The sequence below is a fragment of the Pseudomonas sp. MWU16-30323 genome (assembly GCF_020515595.1).
Lineage (GTDB): Bacteria > Pseudomonadota > Gammaproteobacteria > Pseudomonadales > Pseudomonadaceae > Aquipseudomonas > Aquipseudomonas yamanorum.
This window is the reverse complement of record NZ_JAIWYM010000017.1, coordinates 14033-34260: the sequence shown is the minus strand read 5'-3', so window position 1 is coordinate 34260 and position 20228 is coordinate 14033. Positions and strand designations below refer to the sequence as shown.

General features: G+C 62.8%; 16 protein-coding genes. 8 read left to right on the top strand and 8 right to left on the bottom strand.

What is annotated here, in order from left to right; all coding sequences use genetic code 11:
* The first annotated feature begins 55 nt into the window (after positions 1 to 55).
* Entirely contained in the window at positions 56 to 1042 is a 987-nt protein-coding gene (locus LIY45_RS19320; protein WP_226477263.1) for a quinone oxidoreductase, read from the top strand.
* Here the strand turns inward: LIY45_RS19320 and LIY45_RS19315 are convergent, their stop codons facing one another.
* The 4 genes from LIY45_RS19315 to LIY45_RS19300 form a co-directional block, all read right to left on the bottom strand.
* Positions 1043 to 2296 (bottom strand): T6SS immunity protein Tli4 family protein, encoded by a 1254-nt coding sequence (locus tag LIY45_RS19315; RefSeq protein WP_226477262.1) that lies wholly within the window; start codon positions 2294 to 2296, stop codon positions 1043 to 1045. It abuts the gene before it with no gap.
* Positions 2284 to 4074 carry an alpha/beta hydrolase gene (locus tag LIY45_RS19310; RefSeq protein WP_226477261.1) on the bottom strand — a complete coding sequence of 597 codons (1791 nt, stop codon included), beginning with the start codon at positions 4072 to 4074 and terminating at the stop codon, positions 2284 to 2286. The genes LIY45_RS19315 and LIY45_RS19310 overlap by 13 nt, the downstream gene beginning before the upstream one ends.
* A 288-nt stretch (positions 4075 to 4362) precedes the next feature.
* Positions 4363 to 4710, bottom strand: coding sequence for a hypothetical protein (locus tag LIY45_RS19305; protein ID WP_226477260.1), 348 nt, complete (start codon positions 4708 to 4710; stop codon positions 4363 to 4365).
* Positions 4711 to 4846: 136 nt separating this feature from the next.
* The gene (locus tag LIY45_RS19300; protein ID WP_226477259.1) at positions 4847 to 5569 is read right to left on the bottom strand and encodes a pirin family protein; all 723 of its coding nucleotides are present in this window, start codon (positions 5567 to 5569) and stop codon (positions 4847 to 4849) included.
* A gap of 181 nt (positions 5570 to 5750) precedes the next feature.
* Between LIY45_RS19300 and LIY45_RS19295 the strand changes: the two genes are divergently transcribed.
* Together LIY45_RS19295 and LIY45_RS19290 are read left to right on the top strand one after the other, a co-directional pair.
* Positions 5751 to 6701, top strand: coding sequence for a GlxA family transcriptional regulator (locus LIY45_RS19295; protein WP_226477258.1), 951 nt, complete (start codon positions 5751 to 5753; stop codon positions 6699 to 6701).
* A gap of 88 nt (positions 6702 to 6789) precedes the next feature.
* Complete coding sequence (locus tag LIY45_RS19290; protein WP_226477257.1) at positions 6790 to 8343, top strand: winged helix-turn-helix domain-containing protein; 1554 nt, start codon at positions 6790 to 6792, stop codon at positions 8341 to 8343.
* Here LIY45_RS19290 and LIY45_RS19285 read toward each other — a convergent pair.
* Both LIY45_RS19285 and LIY45_RS19280 read right to left on the bottom strand, forming a co-directional pair.
* Positions 8290 to 11082 (bottom strand): winged helix-turn-helix domain-containing protein, encoded by a 2793-nt coding sequence (locus tag LIY45_RS19285; protein WP_226477256.1) that lies wholly within the window; start codon positions 11080 to 11082, stop codon positions 8290 to 8292. The two genes, LIY45_RS19290 and LIY45_RS19285, sit on opposite strands and share 54 nt — an antisense overlap.
* 65 nt (positions 11083 to 11147) lie before the next feature.
* Entirely contained in the window at positions 11148 to 11546 is a 399-nt protein-coding gene (locus LIY45_RS19280) for an AraC family transcriptional regulator (RefSeq protein ID WP_226477255.1), read from the bottom strand.
* A 205-nt stretch (positions 11547 to 11751) separates the two neighbouring features.
* On the opposite strand from LIY45_RS19280, the gene LIY45_RS19275 reads away from it, so the two are divergent.
* The 5 genes from LIY45_RS19275 to LIY45_RS19255 all read left to right on the top strand — a co-directional run bounded on the left by LIY45_RS19275 (position 11752) and on the right by LIY45_RS19255 (position 16948).
* Positions 11752 to 12660: a LysR family transcriptional regulator gene (locus LIY45_RS19275; protein ID WP_017479054.1), complete on the top strand. Its 909-nt coding sequence runs from the start codon at positions 11752 to 11754 to the stop codon at positions 12658 to 12660.
* Positions 12661 to 12742: 82 nt separating this feature from the next.
* Positions 12743 to 13336 (top strand): antibiotic biosynthesis monooxygenase, encoded by a 594-nt coding sequence (locus tag LIY45_RS19270; protein WP_226477254.1) that lies wholly within the window; start codon positions 12743 to 12745, stop codon positions 13334 to 13336.
* On the top strand, positions 13333 to 15171 hold the full coding sequence (locus LIY45_RS19265) for an amidohydrolase (protein WP_017479056.1): 1839 nt from the start codon (positions 13333 to 13335) through the stop codon (positions 15169 to 15171). The genes LIY45_RS19270 and LIY45_RS19265 overlap by 4 nt, the downstream gene beginning before the upstream one ends.
* 24 nt (positions 15172 to 15195) lie before the next feature.
* Entirely contained in the window at positions 15196 to 15813 is a 618-nt protein-coding gene (gene ycaC, locus LIY45_RS19260) for an isochorismate family cysteine hydrolase YcaC (RefSeq protein ID WP_226477253.1), read from the top strand.
* 247 nt (positions 15814 to 16060) lie between these two features.
* A complete protein-coding gene (locus tag LIY45_RS19255; RefSeq protein WP_226477252.1) occupies positions 16061 to 16948 on the top strand; it encodes a LysR family transcriptional regulator in 888 nt (295 codons plus the stop codon).
* Between the two features lies 1 nt (position 16949).
* Here LIY45_RS19255 and LIY45_RS19250 read toward each other — a convergent pair whose 3' ends face one another.
* Positions 16950 to 19676: a TonB-dependent receptor gene (locus LIY45_RS19250; RefSeq protein WP_226477251.1), complete on the bottom strand. Its 2727-nt coding sequence runs from the start codon at positions 19674 to 19676 to the stop codon at positions 16950 to 16952.
* 36 nt (positions 19677 to 19712) lie between these two features.
* Entirely contained in the window at positions 19713 to 20204 is a 492-nt protein-coding gene (locus LIY45_RS19245) for a RidA family protein (RefSeq protein WP_226477250.1), read from the bottom strand.
* Positions 20205 to 20228: the final 24 nt, after the last annotated feature.

The following is a 20228-nucleotide window of genomic DNA, read 5'->3' as shown; positions in this document are numbered from 1 at the left end:
CAGAGTAGCGCCTTTTACCATGGCGCATTCCCACCGCAAACGGAGTTGTCCCGCGATGAAAGCCCTCACCCTTGAAACCTATGGCGGCCCGGAGGTCGTTCAACTGCGCCTTGATGTGCCCAAACCCCCAGTGACACCCGGCCACGTGCTGATCAAGGTGGCCTGCGCCGGGATCAACTTCATGGATGTGCATACCCGTCAGGGCAAGTACGCCCAGTCGGTGACGTACCCGGTGCGAGTGCCTTGCACCCTGGGCATGGAAGGCGCGGGTGTGGTGGTGGAAGTGGGCGAGGGCGTTAACCATCTGGCGCCAGGTGACCGGGTGGCGTGGTGCATTGCCTGGGGCGCGTTTGCTGAATACGCCCGTGTGCCGGCCGCGCGAGTGGCGCAGATTCCGAATGCGATCGGCTTCGATCAGGCGGCTGCGGCGATGTTCCAGGGCTGTACGGCTCACTACCTGATTGAAGATGTCGCACGGTTGCAGGCAGGCAACAGCTGCCTGATCCATGCCGCGTCCGGCAGCATCGGCCAGTTACTGGTGCAAATGGCCCGTCGACTCGGCGCCACGGTATTCACCACCGGCAGCAGCACTGAAAAATGTGCGATTGCCCTTCAGCGGGGTGCTGATCACGCCTGGCCATACGACGGGTTTGCCGAGCGAGTCTTGCAGGTAACGCAGGGGCGGGGTGTGGACGTGGTGTTCGATTCGGTGGGCAAGGCCACCTTGCGTGAAAGCTTCAAGGCCTGTCGTACGCGGGGGCTGATCGTCAATTACGGCAACGTCTCCGGTTCGATCACTGATCTGGACCCGATGGAGTTGGGGGAAGCCGGCTCGCTGTTCCTGACCCGGCCACGGCTCAACGACCACATGGCCGACGGGCCGACGGTGCAGAGGCGTGCCAATGCAGTGTTTGCGGCGATGCTTGAGGGTTCGCTGACGGTGGATATCGAAGGGCATTACAGGCTGGAAGAGGTGCAGCAGGTGCACGCGCGGATTGAAGCCAGGCAGCAGATTGGCAAGGCGGTGGTGTGGCTGGATTGATCAGTCTTTCTGCCCCGGCCCCGGCTTGGGTTCTCCGAAGCTGGCGATGAATTCATCGAGGATGCGTTTGCTTTCGGCCGCCTCTTCGGGGCTAGGCCCGCGGGGGTTGAACCAAGGATCCGGCTTGGGCGCGACCGCGCCGTAGCGAATGCGCACGGACTTGAGGATCGCGTCCCAGACGGCCATGGCTTCGTAGTCGGTGAGTGAGGGGTTGACGGGCTCTGGCGTGGCCGGTTGTTGCCAGAGCGGCAGGTCGTAGCCTTTGTTGGCGAACGCCGGCAATGTCCAACGGACAAGATCGGCTTCGACATCAGGGTTCTTTGGCCTGCTTTTAACCCCCCCTGCTGACAAGCTGAAACTCATGAAGGGGCTACTTAATGAGCGCGCTTCACGGTAGTTTTCGGCGAGGAATAGCAGTTGACGATGGGTGTCATCACTGAAGCCAATCAAAAGCTCCTCGGCTCGCATACTCGCGATATTCGTAGTGCCTGCTCGCAAGCTGTCGTAATCGTCGGCAAGAAAAATCCTGGTTGTTTCTTTGGTGCGGGCCAGCAAGCGCTCACTCTCTCCTGGCGAAAGCGCATTGACGTAGACCTCCAGCGATACATCCGAAGCTGGTGGCCGAAAATTAAATGTCGCGATTTCCTGATCGTGATGGCTTCTGATGACGACGGGGCCCAAGGCGAAGCCCGCACCTGCGTTCTGCGGTGCAGTAACTTTGAAGATTTCCTTGGAGAGTTTTAAAAGGCGTGCTTCAACCGGGGCGGTGTTGCCATCATACGAATCAGCGCGGAGCATGACGTAGGCGTCGTCTACCAGAAGGTGAAATTCGTGAACGAAGGTTTGACGGCGCGACGCTTGCTTGAAGTACTGCAGCGTTACACTCTGCGGTGAGACCCGTACCGCCGAAACCAACATGGACACATCAGACTGCTTATAGTTTTTGAACGCAGCGATTCGATGTGACCGCTCATTTAACGCGGCATCAAATCGCGCCTGTGTCACACCCTCTCCCAACACACGCACTTCAACGGACGAGTGATCGGCACCTAGCCCATAGAAAAGCTTCACATCCCCGCCACCGCTCCAGTTCGCGGGCAAGTCGATCAAGCCACGGCCCAGCGCCCAGGTGCGCATGTGGGTAGTCATTTCGCTCACGTTTCGTTTCTCCTGTTCACTGGGTTGTTTGAAGGTGCTACAGGCAGTGAAGGAACCCAGCACCAGGCAGGCAAAAAAAATGGTCAGCTGACGCATAGGGGCCTCTTGGCATTTGCCGCTATTTTGATGAGTGAATAGAGGGTGAACTGCTGCGTCAGCGGGTTGGCGTAGGACGCTTCATGATCAAAACCGGGTGCCTTGATTTGATGGCGGACGCCACCATTGCGCGCCTGCTTTATCGGCGCGCTGCCAGAACTGACCGGTACGGTGCCATCGCCAGAGCCGTCCTGCATTTTGCAATGCAGCTCCCAATAGCTGGTCTGCACAGTTTTAACGGGCGCATTAGGATCGCCACGCAGGGGGGGTATGGGTTGCTCATGGCCGCCGACATACACAGGGCTGCGGCCATCATCCCTGACCTGATGCATCTGCAGATTGGAAACCGTGAAGCTATCCGGGCGTGAACCATGAGGGCCATTGACGTTAGCGCCGCGCGTCATTTGCCAGGTGATGGACTCGAAGCTGGGATGCTTGTCTTCACTGCCGTAGTAGACATAGGTTTGAGGGTGATATGAACCAGCGATATCCTGGTGAAACTCCTTTGCACTCCCGATGTTCTCGGCGAAATCTTTCCACGTAATCGCATCACCATCCTTGGGCGCCAACCATTCTTCGCGCAATAACCCCCACCAACGATCGCGGCGTAAATAGATCTCTTCATAAGGATCTTTTACGGGTTGGCGCGGCATGGCCGAAACGCCTTTATCGTCGATCAGCTTCAGCCAGCCAGGGGTGTAATCCTGGGTAGGCAGCAGTTGCAAGGCACCAGGTGCCTGCGCAAAAACGGCGGTTACTTCCTGGCCAGTCGGGCCAATCACTGCACCGGCAATCGGATCTTCGTCGCTCATACCGACCTTGCAACGGCGATACGCCACAGGTGCACCCGTGGCGGGCATTACCCCATGCACAACACCGGCAATTTTGGCGGCCATACCGGGCAACTGCGCACACCGCCGGGCCACCAAGCCGCCCATGGAGTGGGTGACCAGAATCACCTGCTGACAGTTGCGACCGTATTGACGCATCAATTCGTCAATGCGCTCAGCCAGCCTTAACGCTGCCTGCTCATTGGAGTCCAACCAGTTATACCCACACGCATGCACCGGCATGCGGTAACCACCTCGCGCTACCAGCTCATCCGACACAATCGACGGCAACTGACTGGCCAGGGTGGCACCCAGCCCTGGCATGCCAATGGGGATTTCGGGCTTTAACCGGGTGATATGCGTCGGCCCAGGTTCGACAGCAACGGTATGCAGGTGCTCGGGCCGGATGTCGAACTGTGGCCATTGGTGAGGCAGAAATTCGCTGTTCAGGGTATCTTCCAGCCAAAGAAGGAAAGCGTGATAGCTAGTTTCGCTGACCTCGCCCCAACCGCGTTCTATGTAGCGCTTGGTCAGTGCCAGAGTTGATTCTTTCTTGTCCCGCCCAGGCGGCACCAAGACCGTGCCCGCAGATCGCTTGGGCACAGCACCTTGGTTATCAACATCAGTCCGAAGCGGGTGAAGTTTTTTCTGCCTGACACCCGCTGACTTTCGAATCCAGTTTGTGGCCAGCCACATATTTTTACCCAAGAATCCGGCATCCAACCTCCAGACTGGGACGCCTGAAACTTCAAGGTTTTCAGGCTTACTCTTTAAATTCGACCCCATAATCCCCGGCACGAATATCACCGGCAAAATTCCATCCGGCGGCAATATGCAGTGCACCGCGTCCGTCATGCTGCTGGGCGTCATCGTCCAGGTATGCACGGGATTACCCCGGGCGTTATAGGTCATGGGCGCCACACGAGGCGCCGATGGGTTGTCGGTCATGCGGGTTCTCCGTTATCCAGCCATTCGAGCCTCACGCCCCGTATCAGCCAAAATGGCGCTTGAAGCAGGCCGGTCCGCAGTGCTGGACACTTTAGGCAGGCGGGACTTGAGTCTCAATCACGCGTCGACAATCAAGAGCGGTCCTACATTTTGGTTGTAATAATCTGTCGGATATACCGCGCCATTGAGGCTGACAGGCACCGTCGCAAGCGCGTGATCCTCAATAACTGCAGACGAAAAAAAGCCGGCTGATCAGGCCGGCTTGGGGTGAACCGCAAGCAGCAGCGGTTATGCGCGATTTTCCATCAGGCGGTCTGCACCACCTTCAGCTACACGGTTGCCTTGAAGACGCTCAGCACCACCTTCAGCTACACGGTTGCCTTGAAGACGCTCAGCACCACCTTCAGCTACACGGTTTTCTTGAAGACGGTCAGCGCCACCTTCCGCTACACGACGTTCCAGCAGGCGATCAGACCCACCTTCAGCAACACGACGTTCCAGCAAACGGTCAGAACCACCCTCAGCCACGCGGCTGTCCATCAGGCGATCCGCGCCGCCTTCAGCGAGGGCAGGTTGGGTAAAGGCGCTTACAGCAAGTACCGAGAAAGCGAGGCTAAGCAAGAGTTGGCGTTTCATGAGGGTGTGCTCCGGGATGTCATTGGTTGGTATGGATGCGATGTTACGCGGTGGATTTTTTTAGAGAACTTCATTGGGCTGATGGTGACTATCGACGCCAGCGATGGCCCGTTTTCGCGGGCCATCGCGCCGATCATCACGGCATTTCAGGCCGTTCCTGAGGGCGCAGGTCGAACACCAGCACCTCGGCATTTTCGCCATGGCTCAGGTGAATCTCCCGCTCGTCGCGCACTCGGGCACCGTCGCCCTCGTGCAAGCGTTGGCCGTTGACTTCAACGCTGCCCCGCGCCACATGGATGTAGGCGTAGCGCTCCGGGGCCAGTGGCAGGCTGGCGGTTTCAAAGCCGTTGAACAGCCCGGCATACACCCGCGCATCCTGGCGCACGCCGAGGGAGCCGTCGGTGCCTTCCGGCGAGATGATCAACTGCAACCGGCCGCGTTTCTGCGCCTCGGTGAAGTGCTCCTGCTGATAGCGCGGTTCCGCGCCCGCCACCGCCGGCACGATCCAGATTTGCAGGAAGTGCACGCCCTGGGTGTGGCTGTGGTTGAACTCGCTGTGGGCCACGCCGCTGCCGGCGCTCATCAGTTGCACATCGCCGGGGCGAATCACCGAACCGGTGCCCAGGGTGTCCTTGTGTTCCAGGGCGCCTTCGAGCACATAGGAGAAAATCTCCATGTCGCGGTGCGGGTGTTGGCCGAAACCCTTGCCGGCGGCAACCCGGTCATCGTTGATCACCAGCAGGTCGGAAAAACCCTGTTCCTTGGGATTCCAGTAGTTGGCAAACGAGAAGGTGTGGAACGACTTCAACCAACCGTGATTGGCGGCGCCGCGTTCCGAGGCTTTGCGAAGGGTCAGCATGGGGTGTTCTCCTTAAGGGAAGCTGGGCTGCGAGATGCAGGGCTTCGGTGTGAGGAGAAGATTACTGGTTAGCAGCAGGTTGATTAAGAAGCTGAAATCGGAATGACTGTCCTGTGTGAGTTGACAGTGGGCGGCGTGCCATAATGCTCGGATTCACCTCCTGAACGGACAATTCCTGACAATGAAAACCGTGGCCATGGCGCTGTTTCCTGATTTCCTTCTGCTGGATATGGCCGGGCCGCTGGAGGTGTTCTCCATTGCCAATCGCTACCTTGAACCGCCAGCCCATTATCAGATCCTGACCATCGGTACCGAGCCCGGGCCACTGCGAGCCTCCAATGGCGTGGTGGTACACCCCGACCTGCAGCTGGACCAGGCCCTTGAGGCGTATGACTTGCTGTTGGTCCCCGGCGGCCCCGGCGCCTACAACGAATGCCATCCCGCCCTGTTGCCCTGGCTCAAGGCCGCTGCGCCCCGCGCCCGGCGGTTCGGCTCCATCTGCACCGGCGCCTTTGTGCTGGGGTATGCGGGCTTGCTGGACGGCCAGCACGTGACCACCCACTGGCATTACACCGAACGGCTGATCAAGGCCTTTCCCAAGGCCATCGTTGAGACCGACCGCATTTACCTGCAGGACGGCCGGCTCATCACCTCGGGCGGCGTGACGGCGGGCATCGACCTGGCGCTGTCCATCGTGTCCCAGGACCACGGCAAGCAGGTGGCTGTCGACGTGGCCAAAGTGTTGTTGGTGGTCATGAAACGCCAGGGTGGCCAGGCCCAGTTCAGCCCGATGACCGCCGCGGTGGCCCCTCAGGAAACCGCGATTACCCGGGTGCAGACCCAGGTGCTGGAGCGACTGGAACAGGCCTTTACCATCGAATCCATGGCGCAGTTGGCGGGCATGAGCACGCGGCACTTTGCGCGGGTGTTTGCCAAGGAAGTGCAGATGACCCCGATGGCGTTCCTGCAAGGTGCGCGCATCGATCGTGCCCGGCACTTGCTGGAAAGCACCGACCTGCCGCTCAAGACCGTTGCGTTCCATGCGGGGTTCGGCAGCGTGCGGCATATGCGGTTTCTGTTCAGTGAAAAACTCGGCTTGAATCCAACTCAATACCGCCAGCAATTCAGCTGATGTCCGTCTGGCGCACCTGAATGTCCGTGTGGATCCCCGTGCCAGCATTGTCCTGTCTCCGGTAGCTGGCAAGATAGCGGTCAGTCCCATGGAAAAGGATGCGCAGGCGCCCAAGAACGGGTGTTTCAGCGCTTTGACGAGCATGAACAGCCTTCATACGATTGAACCGGAATGCGCAGTGCGCTTCGGACCCTTCACGTTCTACCCCCAGCAGCGCCTGGTGTGCGCAGAGGGCCGGCCGCTGCCGCTGGGCGGGCGTGCGCTGGACATTCTCGCGCTGCTGGTGGAGCAGGCGGGGCAGTTTGTCAGCAAGGCGGTCCTGATCGCACGGGTGTGGCCCAGCAGCGTGGTGGAGGAGAACAACCTGCGGGTGCACATCGCGGCCCTGCGCCGTGCCTTGGCCGAGGGCGAGGGCGAGGGCGGGCGGCGCTACATCATCAACGTGCCGCAGCGCGGTTATTGTTTTGTCGCGACGCCACCCATGCAGGCAGAAGCTGCACAGCCCTTGCCTCAACATAACCTGCCAGCACGCCTGGTGCCGGTGTTCGGCCTGGAGCCGCTGGCGCATGCCCTTGCCCGGCGGTTGCCGGGGCAAACGCTGATGACGCTCACCGGGGGCGCCGGCATCGGCAAAACCACCCTGGCGCTGTACCTGGCCGCACAGGTTCTGCCGCGCTATCGCGACGGCGTATGGTTGGTGCAGCTGGCCGGGATCAGCCAGTTATCCGGCGTGCTCCGTCAGTTGGGCAAGGCGCTCGGGATGGAGGTTGAAGCGGGTGCTACGTTGCAAGGCGTTTGCCGGCACCTGGCGTCGCGGCAATTGCTGTTGGTGCTTGATGGGTGCGAACAGGCGGTGGCGGCGTGTCGCAACCTGGTGTCTGCCCTGCGGGAAATGGCGCCCCGGGTGACGCTGTTGTTGAGCAGCCGCGAAGCGCTGCATACCCCCGGCGAATGGGTTCAGCGCGTGCCTGCGATGGCGGTGCCGCCGCTGTCGGCATTGGCCTCTGTCGAGCAAGCGCTGGCTTATCCTGCGGTGCAGCTTTTTGTCAGCCGGGCCCAGGCCTGCCAGCAGGGCTTTGACTTGCGCAGGCAAGACCTGGTCCCCCTGCGGGATATCTGCCGGCGCCTCGACGGTATCCCGCTGGCCCTGGAGCTGGCAGCGGCCCAGGTCGATGCCCTGGGCATCAAGGGCTTGCAGGTACAGTTGGCGAACGGCTTGCTGGTGCTGACTCGCGGGCGGCGAACCGCGGTAGGGCGGCATCAATCCATGAACGCGGCGCTGGACTGGACCTACGATCGCTTGAGCCTGCCGGAGCGCTGGCTGTTCCTCCAGTTAGGCTTGTTCAAGCTGGCGGTGACTTTGCCGAGACTGAGCGCGCTGATTGCCGGTACTGAACTGGAACACGCCGACTTGCCCTATCTGCTGGCACGGTTGGTGGACACCTCGCTGCTGACCGTCGAACCCGGTCCCGGCCCCCGGCGTTATCGCCTGCTCAATAGCGTACGTGCCTATGCGCTGGGCCGCCTGGGTGACCGGGCACAGGTGAGGTTGTTGCAGCAAGGCTACGGGCATTATCTTGGTCCGTTCTCAGGCCGGCAGTTTGTGGTGCAGTTCGTCGAGCAGGCGGCGCACGCTCACTAGGTCCGGCGTGGAAAACCCTTCGGTAAAGCGCCCGTGGACGGCTTGCAACAGGTCGCGCGCGGCGGCGTGCCGGCCCTCGCGTTGCCATAGGCGGGCCAGTGACAGGGCGCTTCGCAGTTCCCAGGCCAAGGCGCCCTGATGACGAGCCAGCCCCAGCGCTTCCAGCAACAGGCTTTCAGCCACCTGCGTCGGGGGCGGGTCAGCCCGCTGCAGCAGGGATTCGGCGCGCACCCGCAGGATTTCTGCGGTGCACCATCCCGCATCGCCCCGCCGGGCCCGTTCGAAGCAGGCCTCATCCACGTCCCTTGTGTGCAGGGTCACAACGATGTCCTTGATCAGGCCCAGGCCTTCGACGTTCTCTTCGTGCACCACGCCGTCCAGTGCCTGGGTGTAATGCCTGGCCCAGGTGTCGAACAGCAGCACCGAGTGCTTCTGCGCCTGCTGTGACAGCAGCTCCAGCATCGATCTCGCCGCTCGGTCGTCACCGTTGTATTGAGCGATGACGACACCCGCGAGGGCCAGGGTGTAGCAGATCGAGGTGCCGTGATTGATTTGCAGCGCGAGCTCCAGCGCCTGACGGGCGGTGCGCCAGGCGCGCTCCGGGAAACCCTGGAGCCAGAGGATGCGCGCCAGCACCGTCAGCGACGCCACGCTCTGGTCGTATTGCACGCCAAACCCATGGGTAAACCGATTGCGGTGGCCGCTCTGCGCCATGCGCTGCATCACCTGTTCAGCGTTGTGCCGTGCCAGGGCCTGGTTGCCGGCAAAATGTTGCGCCAGTACCCGCAGGCGCTGTGCGCTCAAGCCCAGCAGTGGTGGGGCGTTGGGGGCCAGGTGATCGAAGTGCAGGCTTTGACGCAGGGCTTGCTGGTAGTTACCGCTGCACAGGTTGACTGCCAGGTGGCCGGACACGGCCCTGAGCTGGCCGGCGACATCCTGGCTGTTTTCAGCCAGTTGCCTGGCGCGCTCAAAGGCCTCGATGGTCTGTGGGGTTGCGCCCTGGGTGTGATAGGAAAAACTGCCCAGGGCCAACTGCAGTTGCAGGTGCAAGTGCGCGCAGGGCGTGGTTGATTGCTGGAGCAGGGCCAGGGCCTTGCCCACATACAAACCGTGCTCGGCGAGCAGCGACAGCTCCTGCCACAGCGGCATCGCGCTGACCGTCAAGCGGATGGCCAGCAACGGCGCGCCTGCCTGGCTCAACCCCCAGTCGAGGGCGGCACGCACGTCTTCGCGGCAGGCGGCATAACGGTCGAGCCACTGCTGGGTGGACACGTGTTCCCAGTCGGCCTGCGCTTGATTCATCAGCGTCAGGCACCGGGCAGCGTGGCGCTCACGACTGGCCTCAAGCTCACCGGCGGCGCTGAGTTTCTCCAGGGCATAGGTGCGGGTGATGTCCAGCAGTCGATACGTCACCGCTTCATCGCCTACCTCAACGTTGAGCAGGGACTTGGCCACCAACTGCGTGATCGAACCCAGTACCTCGGTCGGCGCAATGTGTTCACCGCCGATCACTGCCGCCGCCGATTCCAGGGTGAACACACCCCGGAACACCGCCAGGCGCCGCAGGCAGACCTGCTCGCTGGCGGTCAGCAGATCGAAGCTCCACTCCAGGGTGGCGCGCAGGGTCTGGTGCCGGGGCAGGGCGCTGCGCCGACCGCGGGTCAACAGGCGAAAGTTATCCTCCATCTGCACCAGCAAGCCCGGCAGGCCAAAGCGTTTGATTTGCGCCGCCACCAGCTCGATTGCCAGCGGAATGCCGTCCAGGCGTCGGCAGATGTCGATGGCCAGGGGCAGCTCGGCGTCACTCAGTTCAAAGCCGTCCCAGCGCGACAACGCCCGTTCCACCAGCAATTGCAGCGCGGGGTACGCCATCGCTTCGGTGCGGTCGCCCGTGGCCGGCGGGCACGCCAGAGGCTCCAGGCGTTGCACGAACTCGCCTTCGGCGCGCAGCGCTTCGCGGCTGGTGGTCAGGATGTGCAGCTGGGGGGCATTGCGCAGCAGGGTTTCGCTGATCAGCGCGATATCGTCGAGCAGGTGCTCGCAGTTGTCGATCACCAACAGCATCTGGCGCTCGCGCAGCAGGCTGGCGAGGCCGCACAAGGGCTCGTGGCTCGGTGGCGTGAGTTCCAACAGGGCCGCCAGGTTGGGCAGGATCATCGAGGGTTGGTTCAGGGGGGCCAAGTCCAGCAGGCGGATGCCGTCGCGGTAACGCCCGATCAGCAGTTCGGCCACCCGCAAGGCGACGGTGGTCTTGCCGATACCGCCGGCCCCCGTGAGGGTGATGAAGCGGTGTTGAGGCAACTGCTGCACCAGGCTTTCGATCAGGGCCTGGCGTCCCAGCATTCGGGTGCGCCGCAGTGGCAGGTTGTGCCCTGGATGAGCCCCTGTACTGTCGCCTTCCAACGCCGTGGGCTCGACGCTCAGGGGCGCAACAAAACTGTAGCCACGCTGGGCCACGGTGACGATATAGCGCTGCCCGGCCTGGCCATCGCCCAAGGCCTTGCGCAGGGCCGCCATGTGCACCCGCAGGTTGCCGTCTTCCACCACGGTCCTGGGCCAGACCCGGGCGATCAGCTCCTGCTTGCTCACCACCTGGCCGGCGTGCTCGAGCAAAATCAGCAGGATATCCACCGCCCGGCGGCCCAGGCGCAACGGTCGGCCACCCTCCAGCACCGCGCGCTGGCGCGGGTGGATCCGGTAGGGGCCGAAATGCATGGCCTGGTCGCTGGGGTTGCTCATGCGCGGTCTCTGGAACGAGGTCTGTGGTGCATATTCCAGAGGTTTGCGCTGGGGTGCAATCACCACTAGGCGGCGATCATGCGAAGTTGGTGGTTACGCCAGGTCATCGGGTTTACGCCTTCGCTGCGGCTGAATATGTGGCAGAAGTGCGCCTGGTCGCAAAATCCGCATTCCTGGCTGATTTGGGTCAGGCTCAAGGCGGAGTGGATGATCAGCTCCTTGGCCCGCTGGATGCGTTGCTGGCGAATCCATTCCTGGGGAGAGAGGCCGGTACTGCATTTAAACGCGCGGGAAAAATGGCTGCGGGACAGGGCGCAGGCCCGTGCCAGTTCGGCGACTTCCAGGCTGTCCCCGAGGTTGGCCAGGATCAACTGCTTGACCATGCGTTCGCGGCGGGGGCACAGGCCGCCGGTGGCAGGGGCTCGGGTGTGCGGTGTGGGTGCGATTTGCTCAAGTCGGGCCATGACAGATTCCGTGGTCGATGGGAGCGTGTCCTGTTGATGAAAATCCAGTGTAGACCGCCGTATTCTTGGTGCCGGACCGTCTGGCTGGCGAGTTAATCGTTGTTAATTTCGCCAGGTGCCTGCGCAAAAAAGACAGCACAGGAATGCAATTGCAGCGGCCTTGAGCGTGGTTAGCTGACGGGGTGCTCACCTCCCGGGAAACCCTATGAATCGCAACGACTTGCGCCGCGTCGACATGAACCTGCTGGTGATTTTCGAGGCCCTGATGTTCGAAAAGAACCTGACCCGGGTTGCCGAAAAACTCTTCATGGGCCAGCCAGCGGTCAGTGCGGCCCTGGGTCGGTTGCGCGACCTGTTCGATGACCCGCTGCTGTTGCGCAATGGTCGCGGCATGGAGCCCACGCCACGGGCCGTGGCGATCCTCAAGGAGTTGCAACCGGCCATGGACATCATTTCCGGCGCCGTGAGCCGCGCCAAGGACTTCGACCCTTCCACCAGTTGCGCGGTGTTTCGCATCGGGCTGTCGGATGACGCCGAGTTTGGATTGTTCCCGCCGTTGCTCAGCCAACTGCGGGAAGAGGCGCCCGGGATCATCGTGGTGGTGCGGCGTGCGAACTACTTGCTGATGTCGGCATTGCTGGCCAGTGGCGAGATCTCCGTGGGGGTCAGCTACACCACCGAGCTGCCAGCCAATGCCAAGCGCAAGAAGCTGCGGGATATTCCGTGCAAGGTCCTGCGGGGGGACGACCGGCCGGAGCCGTTGACCCTCGACGACTACTGTTCACGGCCCCATGCCATGGTGTCGTTTTCCGGTGACTTGAGCGGCAACATCGACCTGGACCTGGCGCGGGTTGGCCGGGCGCGGCGGGTGGTGTTGGCGGTGCCGCAATTCAGTGGGTTACGGGACCTGTTGGCCGGCAGCGAGATGATTGCGACGGTGCCCGATTATGCCGCCTGCGCGTTGACCCAAGGCAGCGGCTTGCGGGCCGAGGACCCACCGTTCGCCATCGACGCGGCAGAGCTGTCGATGGTGTGGAGCGGGGTGCACGACAACGATCCGGCGGAGCGCTGGTTGCGATCGCGGATTGGCGAACACATGTCCCGGACGCTTTAACAGAGCACGTACATCCAATTTTTACGCTGCGCGACGCCCCACACTGCGGCCATCGCTCACGTATTCAGGGGGGAGGGGCACGATGGACTCAGTCACGCAGCAAGGCGGCCCGGACGAGGTGGTCACCTTGGTGGTCAAACACCGCATCAAACCCGGCCACGAAGCCGATTACGAAGCCTGGCTGCGGCGCATCGTGCGCATTGCCGGCGAGCGCCCCGGCCACCTCGGCGTTGACGTGGTGCGCAGCAAGCAGGGCGGCCTGGCGTTGTTCACCTGCGTGCTGCGTTACCGCTCCACCGATGACCTGGAACGCTGGCTGGAGTCGCCGCAGCGCCTGGCGCTGATCAATGAAGCCGCACCGATGCTGGCCGACGGCGACCAGACTGAAGTCGGCGCGGTCAACGAGTTCTGGTTTTCGCCCCTGGCCGATGCCGCTGCCAAGCCGCCGCGCTGGAAGCAGGCGGTGGTCACGCTGCTGGTGATCCTGCCGCTGACCTTGCTGGTGCCGATCATCTGGGGCCCGGTACTGAGGCTGCACCCGTTCTTGTCCAACTACATCGTCGCCACCTTTCTGGTCACCCTGACCATCGTCGTGCTGGTGGTCTACCTGCTGATGCCGGCGGCCACCCGCCTGTTCGCGCCCTGGCTTGAAGCCTCTGTAAAGGAAAACCTATGAACGCCGATCTGATTCTGTTCAATGGCCAGTTCCACACCGTGGACCGTGAAAATCCTCGCGCCACGGCAGTTGCGATCCACCAGGGACGCTTTGTCGCGGTGGGCACCGACGGCGAAGCCATGGCCCTGCGCGGCAGTGGTACCCAGGTCATCGACCTCAAGGGCCGCACCGTGATCCCTGGCCTCAACGACTCGCACCTGCACCTGATCCGTGGCGGCTTGAACTACAACCTTGAACTGCGCTGGGAAGGCGTACCGTCCCTGGCCGATGCCCTGCGCATGCTCAAGGACCAGGCCGACCGCACGCCCACGCCGCAGTGGGTGAGGGTGGTGGGCGGCTGGAACGAATTCCAGTTCGCTGAAAAGCGCATGCCCACCCTCGACGAACTCAACCAGGCCGCCCCCGACACGCCGGTGTTCGTGTTGCACCTGTATGACCGTGCCTTGCTCAACCGCGCGGCCCTGCGGGTCGCCGGCTACACCAAGGACACACCGAACCCGCCCGGCGGCGAGATCGTGCGCGACCACAACGGCAACCCCACCGGCATGCTGGTGGCGCGGCCCAACGCGATGATTCTCTACGCGACCCTGGCCAAGGGCCCGAAACTGCCCCTGGAATACCAGGTCAATTCCACCCGCCAGTTCATGCGTGAACTCAATCGCCTGGGGCTGACCAGTGCCATCGACGCCGGCGGCGGTTTCCAGAACTACCCCGACGATTACGCCGTGATCGAACAGTTGGCCAAGGACCAGCAACTGACGGTGCGCATCGCCTACAACCTGTTCACCCAGAAGCCCAAGGAAGAACTCAGCGACTTCAAGAACTGGACCGGCAGCGTGACCCTGCACCAGGGCGACGACTACCTGCGCCACAACGGCGCCGGCGAAATGCTGGTGTTCTCGGCAGCCGACTTCGAAGACTTCCTCGAGCCACGCCCGGACCTGCCGCTGACCATGGAGCAGGAGTTGGAACCGGTGGTGCGCCACCTCGTAGAACAGCGCTGGCCGTTCCGCCTGCACGCCACCTACAACGAGTCGATCTCGCGCATGCTCGACGTGTTCGAGAAGGTCAACCGCGACATCCCGTTCAACGGCCTGCCGTGGTTCTTCGACCACGCCGAAACCATCACCCCGCAGAACATCGAGCGGGTGCGGGCGCTGGGCGGCGGCATCGCGATCCAGGACCGCATGGCGTTCCAGGGCGAGTACTTCGTGGAGCGCTACGGCGCCAAGGCTGCCGAGGCCACGCCGCCGATCAAGCGCATGCTCGCCGAGGGCGTGCCGGTGGGCGCTGGCACCGACGCCACCCGGGTGTCGAGCTACAACCCCTGGACCTCGCTGTACTGGATGGTCAGCGGCCGCACCGTGGGCGGGCTGGAACTGCATGCCGAAGGATTGCCCCGGCTGACCGCCCTGGAACTGTTCACCCACGGCAGCGCCTGGTTCTCTTCCGAGCAGGGCAAGAAAGGCCAGATCAAGGTCGGCCAATTGGCGGACGTGGCGGCGTTGTCGGCGGACTTCTTCAGCGTCGACGAGGAAGCCATCAAGTGGATCGAATCGGTGCTCACCGTGGTCGGCGGCAAGGTGGTCTACGGCGCCGGCGACTTTGAAGATTTCGCGCCCCCCAGCGTGCCGGTGCTGCCGGACTGGTCGCCGGTGGTCAAGGTGCCGGGCCACTGGCGCCCGACTTCACCGCTACAGGCCCAGGTGCACCAGTGCAGCGGCCCCTGTGGTGTTCATTCCCATAGCCATGAACGGGCGCGTCTTTCGAACGTGCCGGTCAGCGACTTCCAGGGTTTCTGGGGCGCGTTTGGCTGCTCGTGTTTTGCCTTCTGAATCTAACCCCAAAGGAGTGTTCCCATGACTTACAAACGCCTGAACAAAGACGACGCCGTGGTCCTGCTGGTGGATCACCAGACCGGCCTGATCTCGCTGGTACAGGACTTCTCGCCCAACGAGTTCAAGAACAACGTGCTGGCCCTGGCGGACCTGGCCAAGTTCTTCAAACTGCCGACCATCCTCACCACCAGCTTCGAAAACGGCCCCAACGGCCCGATGGTGCCGGAGTTGAAAGAACTGTTCCCGGACGCGCCGTACATCCCACGTCCTGGCCAGATCAACGCATGGGACAACGCGGATTTCGTCCAGGCGGTGAAAGCCACCGGGCGCAAGCAACTGATCATTGCCGGTGTGGTGACGGATGTCTGCGTCACCTTCCCGACGCTGTCGGCCCTGGCGGAAGGCTTTGAAGTGTTCGTGGTCACCGATGCGTCGGGCACCTTCAACGAAACCGTGCAACAGGCCGCCTGGGCGCGGATGACGGCCGCTGGTGCGCAACTGGTGAACTGGTTCTCGGTGGCCTGCGAGCTGCAAGGGGACTGGCGCAACGACATGGAAGGCCTGGCCAACCTGCTGTCGCCGCGCATTCCCAACTATCGCAACCTGATGAACAGCTACTCGGCGCTGACGGCCAAGTAACCTCAGGGTTGAAGCAACCTCCTTGTGGCGCGGGAGCTTGCTGTGGTGAGGGAGCTTGCTCCCGCTGGGCTGCGTAGCGGCCCCAGAAATCCTGGGAGCGCTTCGCACTCCAGCGGGAGCAAGCTCCCTCGCCACAGCAAGCTCCCTTGCCACAGTAAGCTCCCTGGCCACATGGGTATCGATATTTGATTGGTGGTGATGCGACAACCCGGTTATAAAGAGCTTCAGCGTCCACCGAGAAGCGACAATGAACCCCTTCGAAGACATGCGCCTGTTTTGCCAGGTCATGGAATCCGGCAGCTTCACCGCCGCCGCCGAACACCTTGGCCTGTCCAAGCAATTTGTCAGCCGCCGCCTGATCCAGCTGGAAGAGCGCCTCGGCGTACGCCTGCTCAACCGCTCCACCCGCCGCCTGGATGTCACGCCCCTGGGCCAGAGTTACTACGAATCCGCCCTGCGCCTGCTCAGTGAAGTCGAGCAAGTGGAGCAGGGTATCGCCGGGCAAAACACCGACCCCCGCGGCACCCTCCGCCTGAGCGCGCCGTTGTCGTTTGCCATGGCGCACCTGGGCAGCCTGTTGCCGTTGTTCCTGCAACGCCACCCCCACGTCACCGTGGAAGTCGACCTCAGCGACCGCCCGGTAGACCTGATCAGCGAAGGCTACGACCTGGTGTTGCGCATCGGCGCCCTGGAAGACTCGACCCTGATCGCCCGGCGCATCGCCAGTGTGCAGCGCGTCTACTGCGCCAGCCCGGACTACCTGGCCCGCCACGGTACGCCGCAGAGTCCCGATGACCTGGCCGATCACGCATGCCTGCCTTACGGCCATGGTCGCCAGGTGCAATGGCACTTCAAGGTCGATGGCAAACCCCACACACGCAACGTCAGCGGACGCATGCGCGTCAACAACGGTGAGCTGCTGCGGGACGCGGCGATCGCCGGGTTGGGTATCACGTATCTGCCAACCTTTATCGTCGCCCAAGCCTTGCAGGACGGCCGGCTGGTGACGCTGCTGGAAGACTCTACGCCGGACTCCCTGACCCTGTCAGCGGTGTACCCCCAGCACCGCCAGAGCTCGCGCCCGGTGCAGGCGTTGATCGAGTTTCTGCGTGAGCGCCTGGCCGGCGGTTGTTGAGTCAGAACGCGTACTGCACCCGGCTGTAGTAATACCCGCCGGTAAACCCGAACGGCGAATAGCTGCCCCAGTTATCGCCGAACGAAGAGTTCTTCACGCCGATATGATCCGGGTATTTGTCGAACAGGTTCTGCGCACCCACGGCCACTGTCAGCTGTTTGGTGATTGCATAGGCCACATCGAGGTCGGTGATCCACTTGGCCGAATACGTGCGGTCCAGGCTCGGGTCGCTGGAGCTGTTGACCTCGGTGTAGTTGCCGTAGCGGGTCAAGCGCAGGTTGACGTCGACGTCGTGGATCGCCCAGTCGGCGGAGAAGATCATCTTGCTGCTGGGTGAGGTTTTGGTAATCAGCGCCCGGGACTGGCGGCCCATCAACTGGAAGTCGCCCAGGGCGGCGAGCTGCGCCGGGGTGTCGTTGACGCTGAGGATTTGCGTGTGGTTGTAGTTCAGCGCCGCGGTCCATTTCACCGAGCCGTAGCGGTCGAGGTTTTGCCGGTAGTTGCCCACCACGTCCACCCCGGAGGTGCGGGTGTTGGCGCCGTTGGTGAAGTACTGCGCGCCCGCCGTGGCCGGTACGCCGATGCTGTCCAGCAAGGAGGCAATGCCCGGGCCCTGGAAGCGTTCGCTGAGTACCAGGCGGTCCCGCAGGTTGATCACGTAGCCGTCCACCGTGAGGCTCAAGTCATCGCTTGGGGTAACGGCAAACCCGAGGCTGAAGTTGGTCGAGCGCTCCGGTTTCAATGACTTGGCACCCAAGGCCTGGGCGCCGGCGGAATCCACCGGCAGGATCACGTAGTTATACGATTGGTACACGCCATTGATGGTGTCGAACCCGGTGGAGCGCGCCGTGAAAATCTCGTTGGCCAGGGACGGCGCACGAAAACCGTTGCTCACGGTGCCGCGCAGGGCAAACACCGGGTTGAACGCATACCGCGTGCTGAGCTTGCCGCTGCGGGTGCCGCCGACGCCTTCGTTGTAATGCTCGTAGCGCCCGGCCACGCCGACGTACCACTGCTCGGTGGGGTAGAACCCGAGGTCGACATAGCTGGCGACGCTGTTGCGGCTGACCTTCTGCGCGTCTTCGGGGCGGATGCCGTTGGTGACCTGGGCGCCCGGATCGGGACGCTGCCCGGCCCGTGGATGGCCCGCCGGGAACACGTAGCCGCCATCGATATAAGAGGCCTCGGAACCGGCGCGGGTCTCGTAGCTTTCGCGCCGGTGCTCCAGGCCGAACGCCACGTCCAGCGGCTTGGCCAGGCCGATCTCGTAGGTGTTTTTCAGGTCCAGGTTGGTGGTGAGCTGGTCGGCAATATAGATCCCGGAGGTGAACCTGTTCGGCGTGCTTTCACCCAGGGACGGGTTCTGGTTGTCGTAGGTACGCTGCTTGGCATAGTTGCGCCCGTAGGTGCTGCTCAAGTCCCAGGCCCAGCCGCCGCCGAGGTCGTTGCCCTTGGCACCGAAGGCGGATTGGAAGTCGGTCTCGTTGACCAGCCAGTACGGGCTGTAGCCATTGGGGTAACCATTGGGCCCGGTGGTGATGGTGTTGCGGCCATTGGGCAGGCGGAAGTTCTGGCCGTCGTTGTTCTCCCGGGTGGCCAGGGTGGAGAACGAGTACAGCGTCAGGTCGTCGTTCAGGGGCAGGTCGAGGTTGTAGGCGACGTCGGCCAGTTGGCTGCGGGGCGAGCCGTAGCCTTTGTAGGTGTGGTGGCTGGAAGTTGCTTCGCGCGGGTCGGGGGAGCCATCCGCCAGCGGGTAGTAATGGCTGCTGTAGCCGTTGCTGCCGGCCTTGTTGTCGCGCTCCTGGTAGCGGGTATCGAGGGACACGTTGAGCACCCCGGCTTCGCCTACCTGGAAGCCATAGTTCAGGGCCTCCTGGCCGGTGCCGCGCTTGCCGTCGTAGTTCTGGCCCAGGGTGGTGTCGGAACTGCCGCCGGTGGTCTGCTTGAGGATGATATTGATCACCCCGGAAATCGCATCCGAACCGTACTGCGCCGCCGCACCGTCGCGCAGCACTTCCACATGGTCGATGGCGGCCACCGGGATCAGGTCGAGGTCGCTGGGAGCGGCGCCGCTGTTGATGCCGTTGATGTTCAGGGTGGCGCTGGTGTGACGGCGTTTGCCGTTGACCAGCACCAGCACATGAGAGGCGGTCAAGCCGCGCAAGGTGGCCGAGCGCACCACGCCGCTGGCATCCCAGCCGGCGCGGTCGGGCAGGTTGAACGAGGGGATGAGCTTGCCCAGGGCTTCCAGCAAGCTCGGCTTGCCCACGGCCCGCAACTGTTCGCCGCTGATCACATCAATGGGCGTGGGGCTGGTGGTAACGGTACGTTGTTCGGCGCCACGGTTGCCGGTGACGACGACGGTGTCGAGGGTGGGAGAGCGGTCTTCGGCGGATTCGACGCCGAAGGACGCCAGGCCGCACGCCAGCGAGAGCGGCAGGAGTTTCAGATGATGGTGCCGATGTAGCCTGTTGCGGTGAGCGAGCTTGCTGTGGTGAGGGGACTTGCTGTGGTGAGCGAGCTTACTGTGGTGAGGGGGCTTGCTGTGGTGAGGGGGCTTGCTGTGGTGAGGGAGCTTGCTGTGGCGAGGGAGCTTGCTCCCGCTGGGCTGCGTAGCAGCCCCAATATCGACGCCACAGTCAGAGTCAGGCTTCAGGGCCGCTACGCGCCCCAGCGGGAGCAAGCTCCCTCGCCACAGAGGTGCCGTCAGCCAGTTGAATGTTCGCATGAGAGTGGAGCTCCTTGGTCTCGAGTGATGTCCCTGTCAGCGTTTGCGCGCGGCAACCGCTTCGATTTCTACCAGCCCACCGGGCAATGGCAGGGCGACGACTTGCACAGCGGTGCGGGCCGGTTTTTTCGGCTGCTCGGCACTGCCGAAGAACGGCGTGTAGCCTTCCTGCAAACCGGCGAAGTCGAGCTTGCCGCCCTTGGCGGGATCGCCCACCAGGAACACCCGCAACTGCACCACATCCCCCAGATCCAGGCCCTGGCTTTGCAGCACGCCCTTGAGCTTATTGAGGATCGACGTGGTCTGGATGGCCGTGTCGCCATAGGCGGCAAACGAGTCTTTCGGTGCCTTGGGGTCATGCAGGTCGGCCAGCAAGCCGCTGACAAACAGCAGTTCGGTCTGCGGCGGCACCGACACCGCCAGTGAGATCGGGAAGTTCGAGTTGGGCAGCGGCACGCGCTTGATCTCATCGGCGTGGGCGGCGAGGGTGGTGGCGGTCATCAGCAGTCCTGCAAAAAGAGTTTTCATCGGTCATTCCTTGAGTGAGCAATT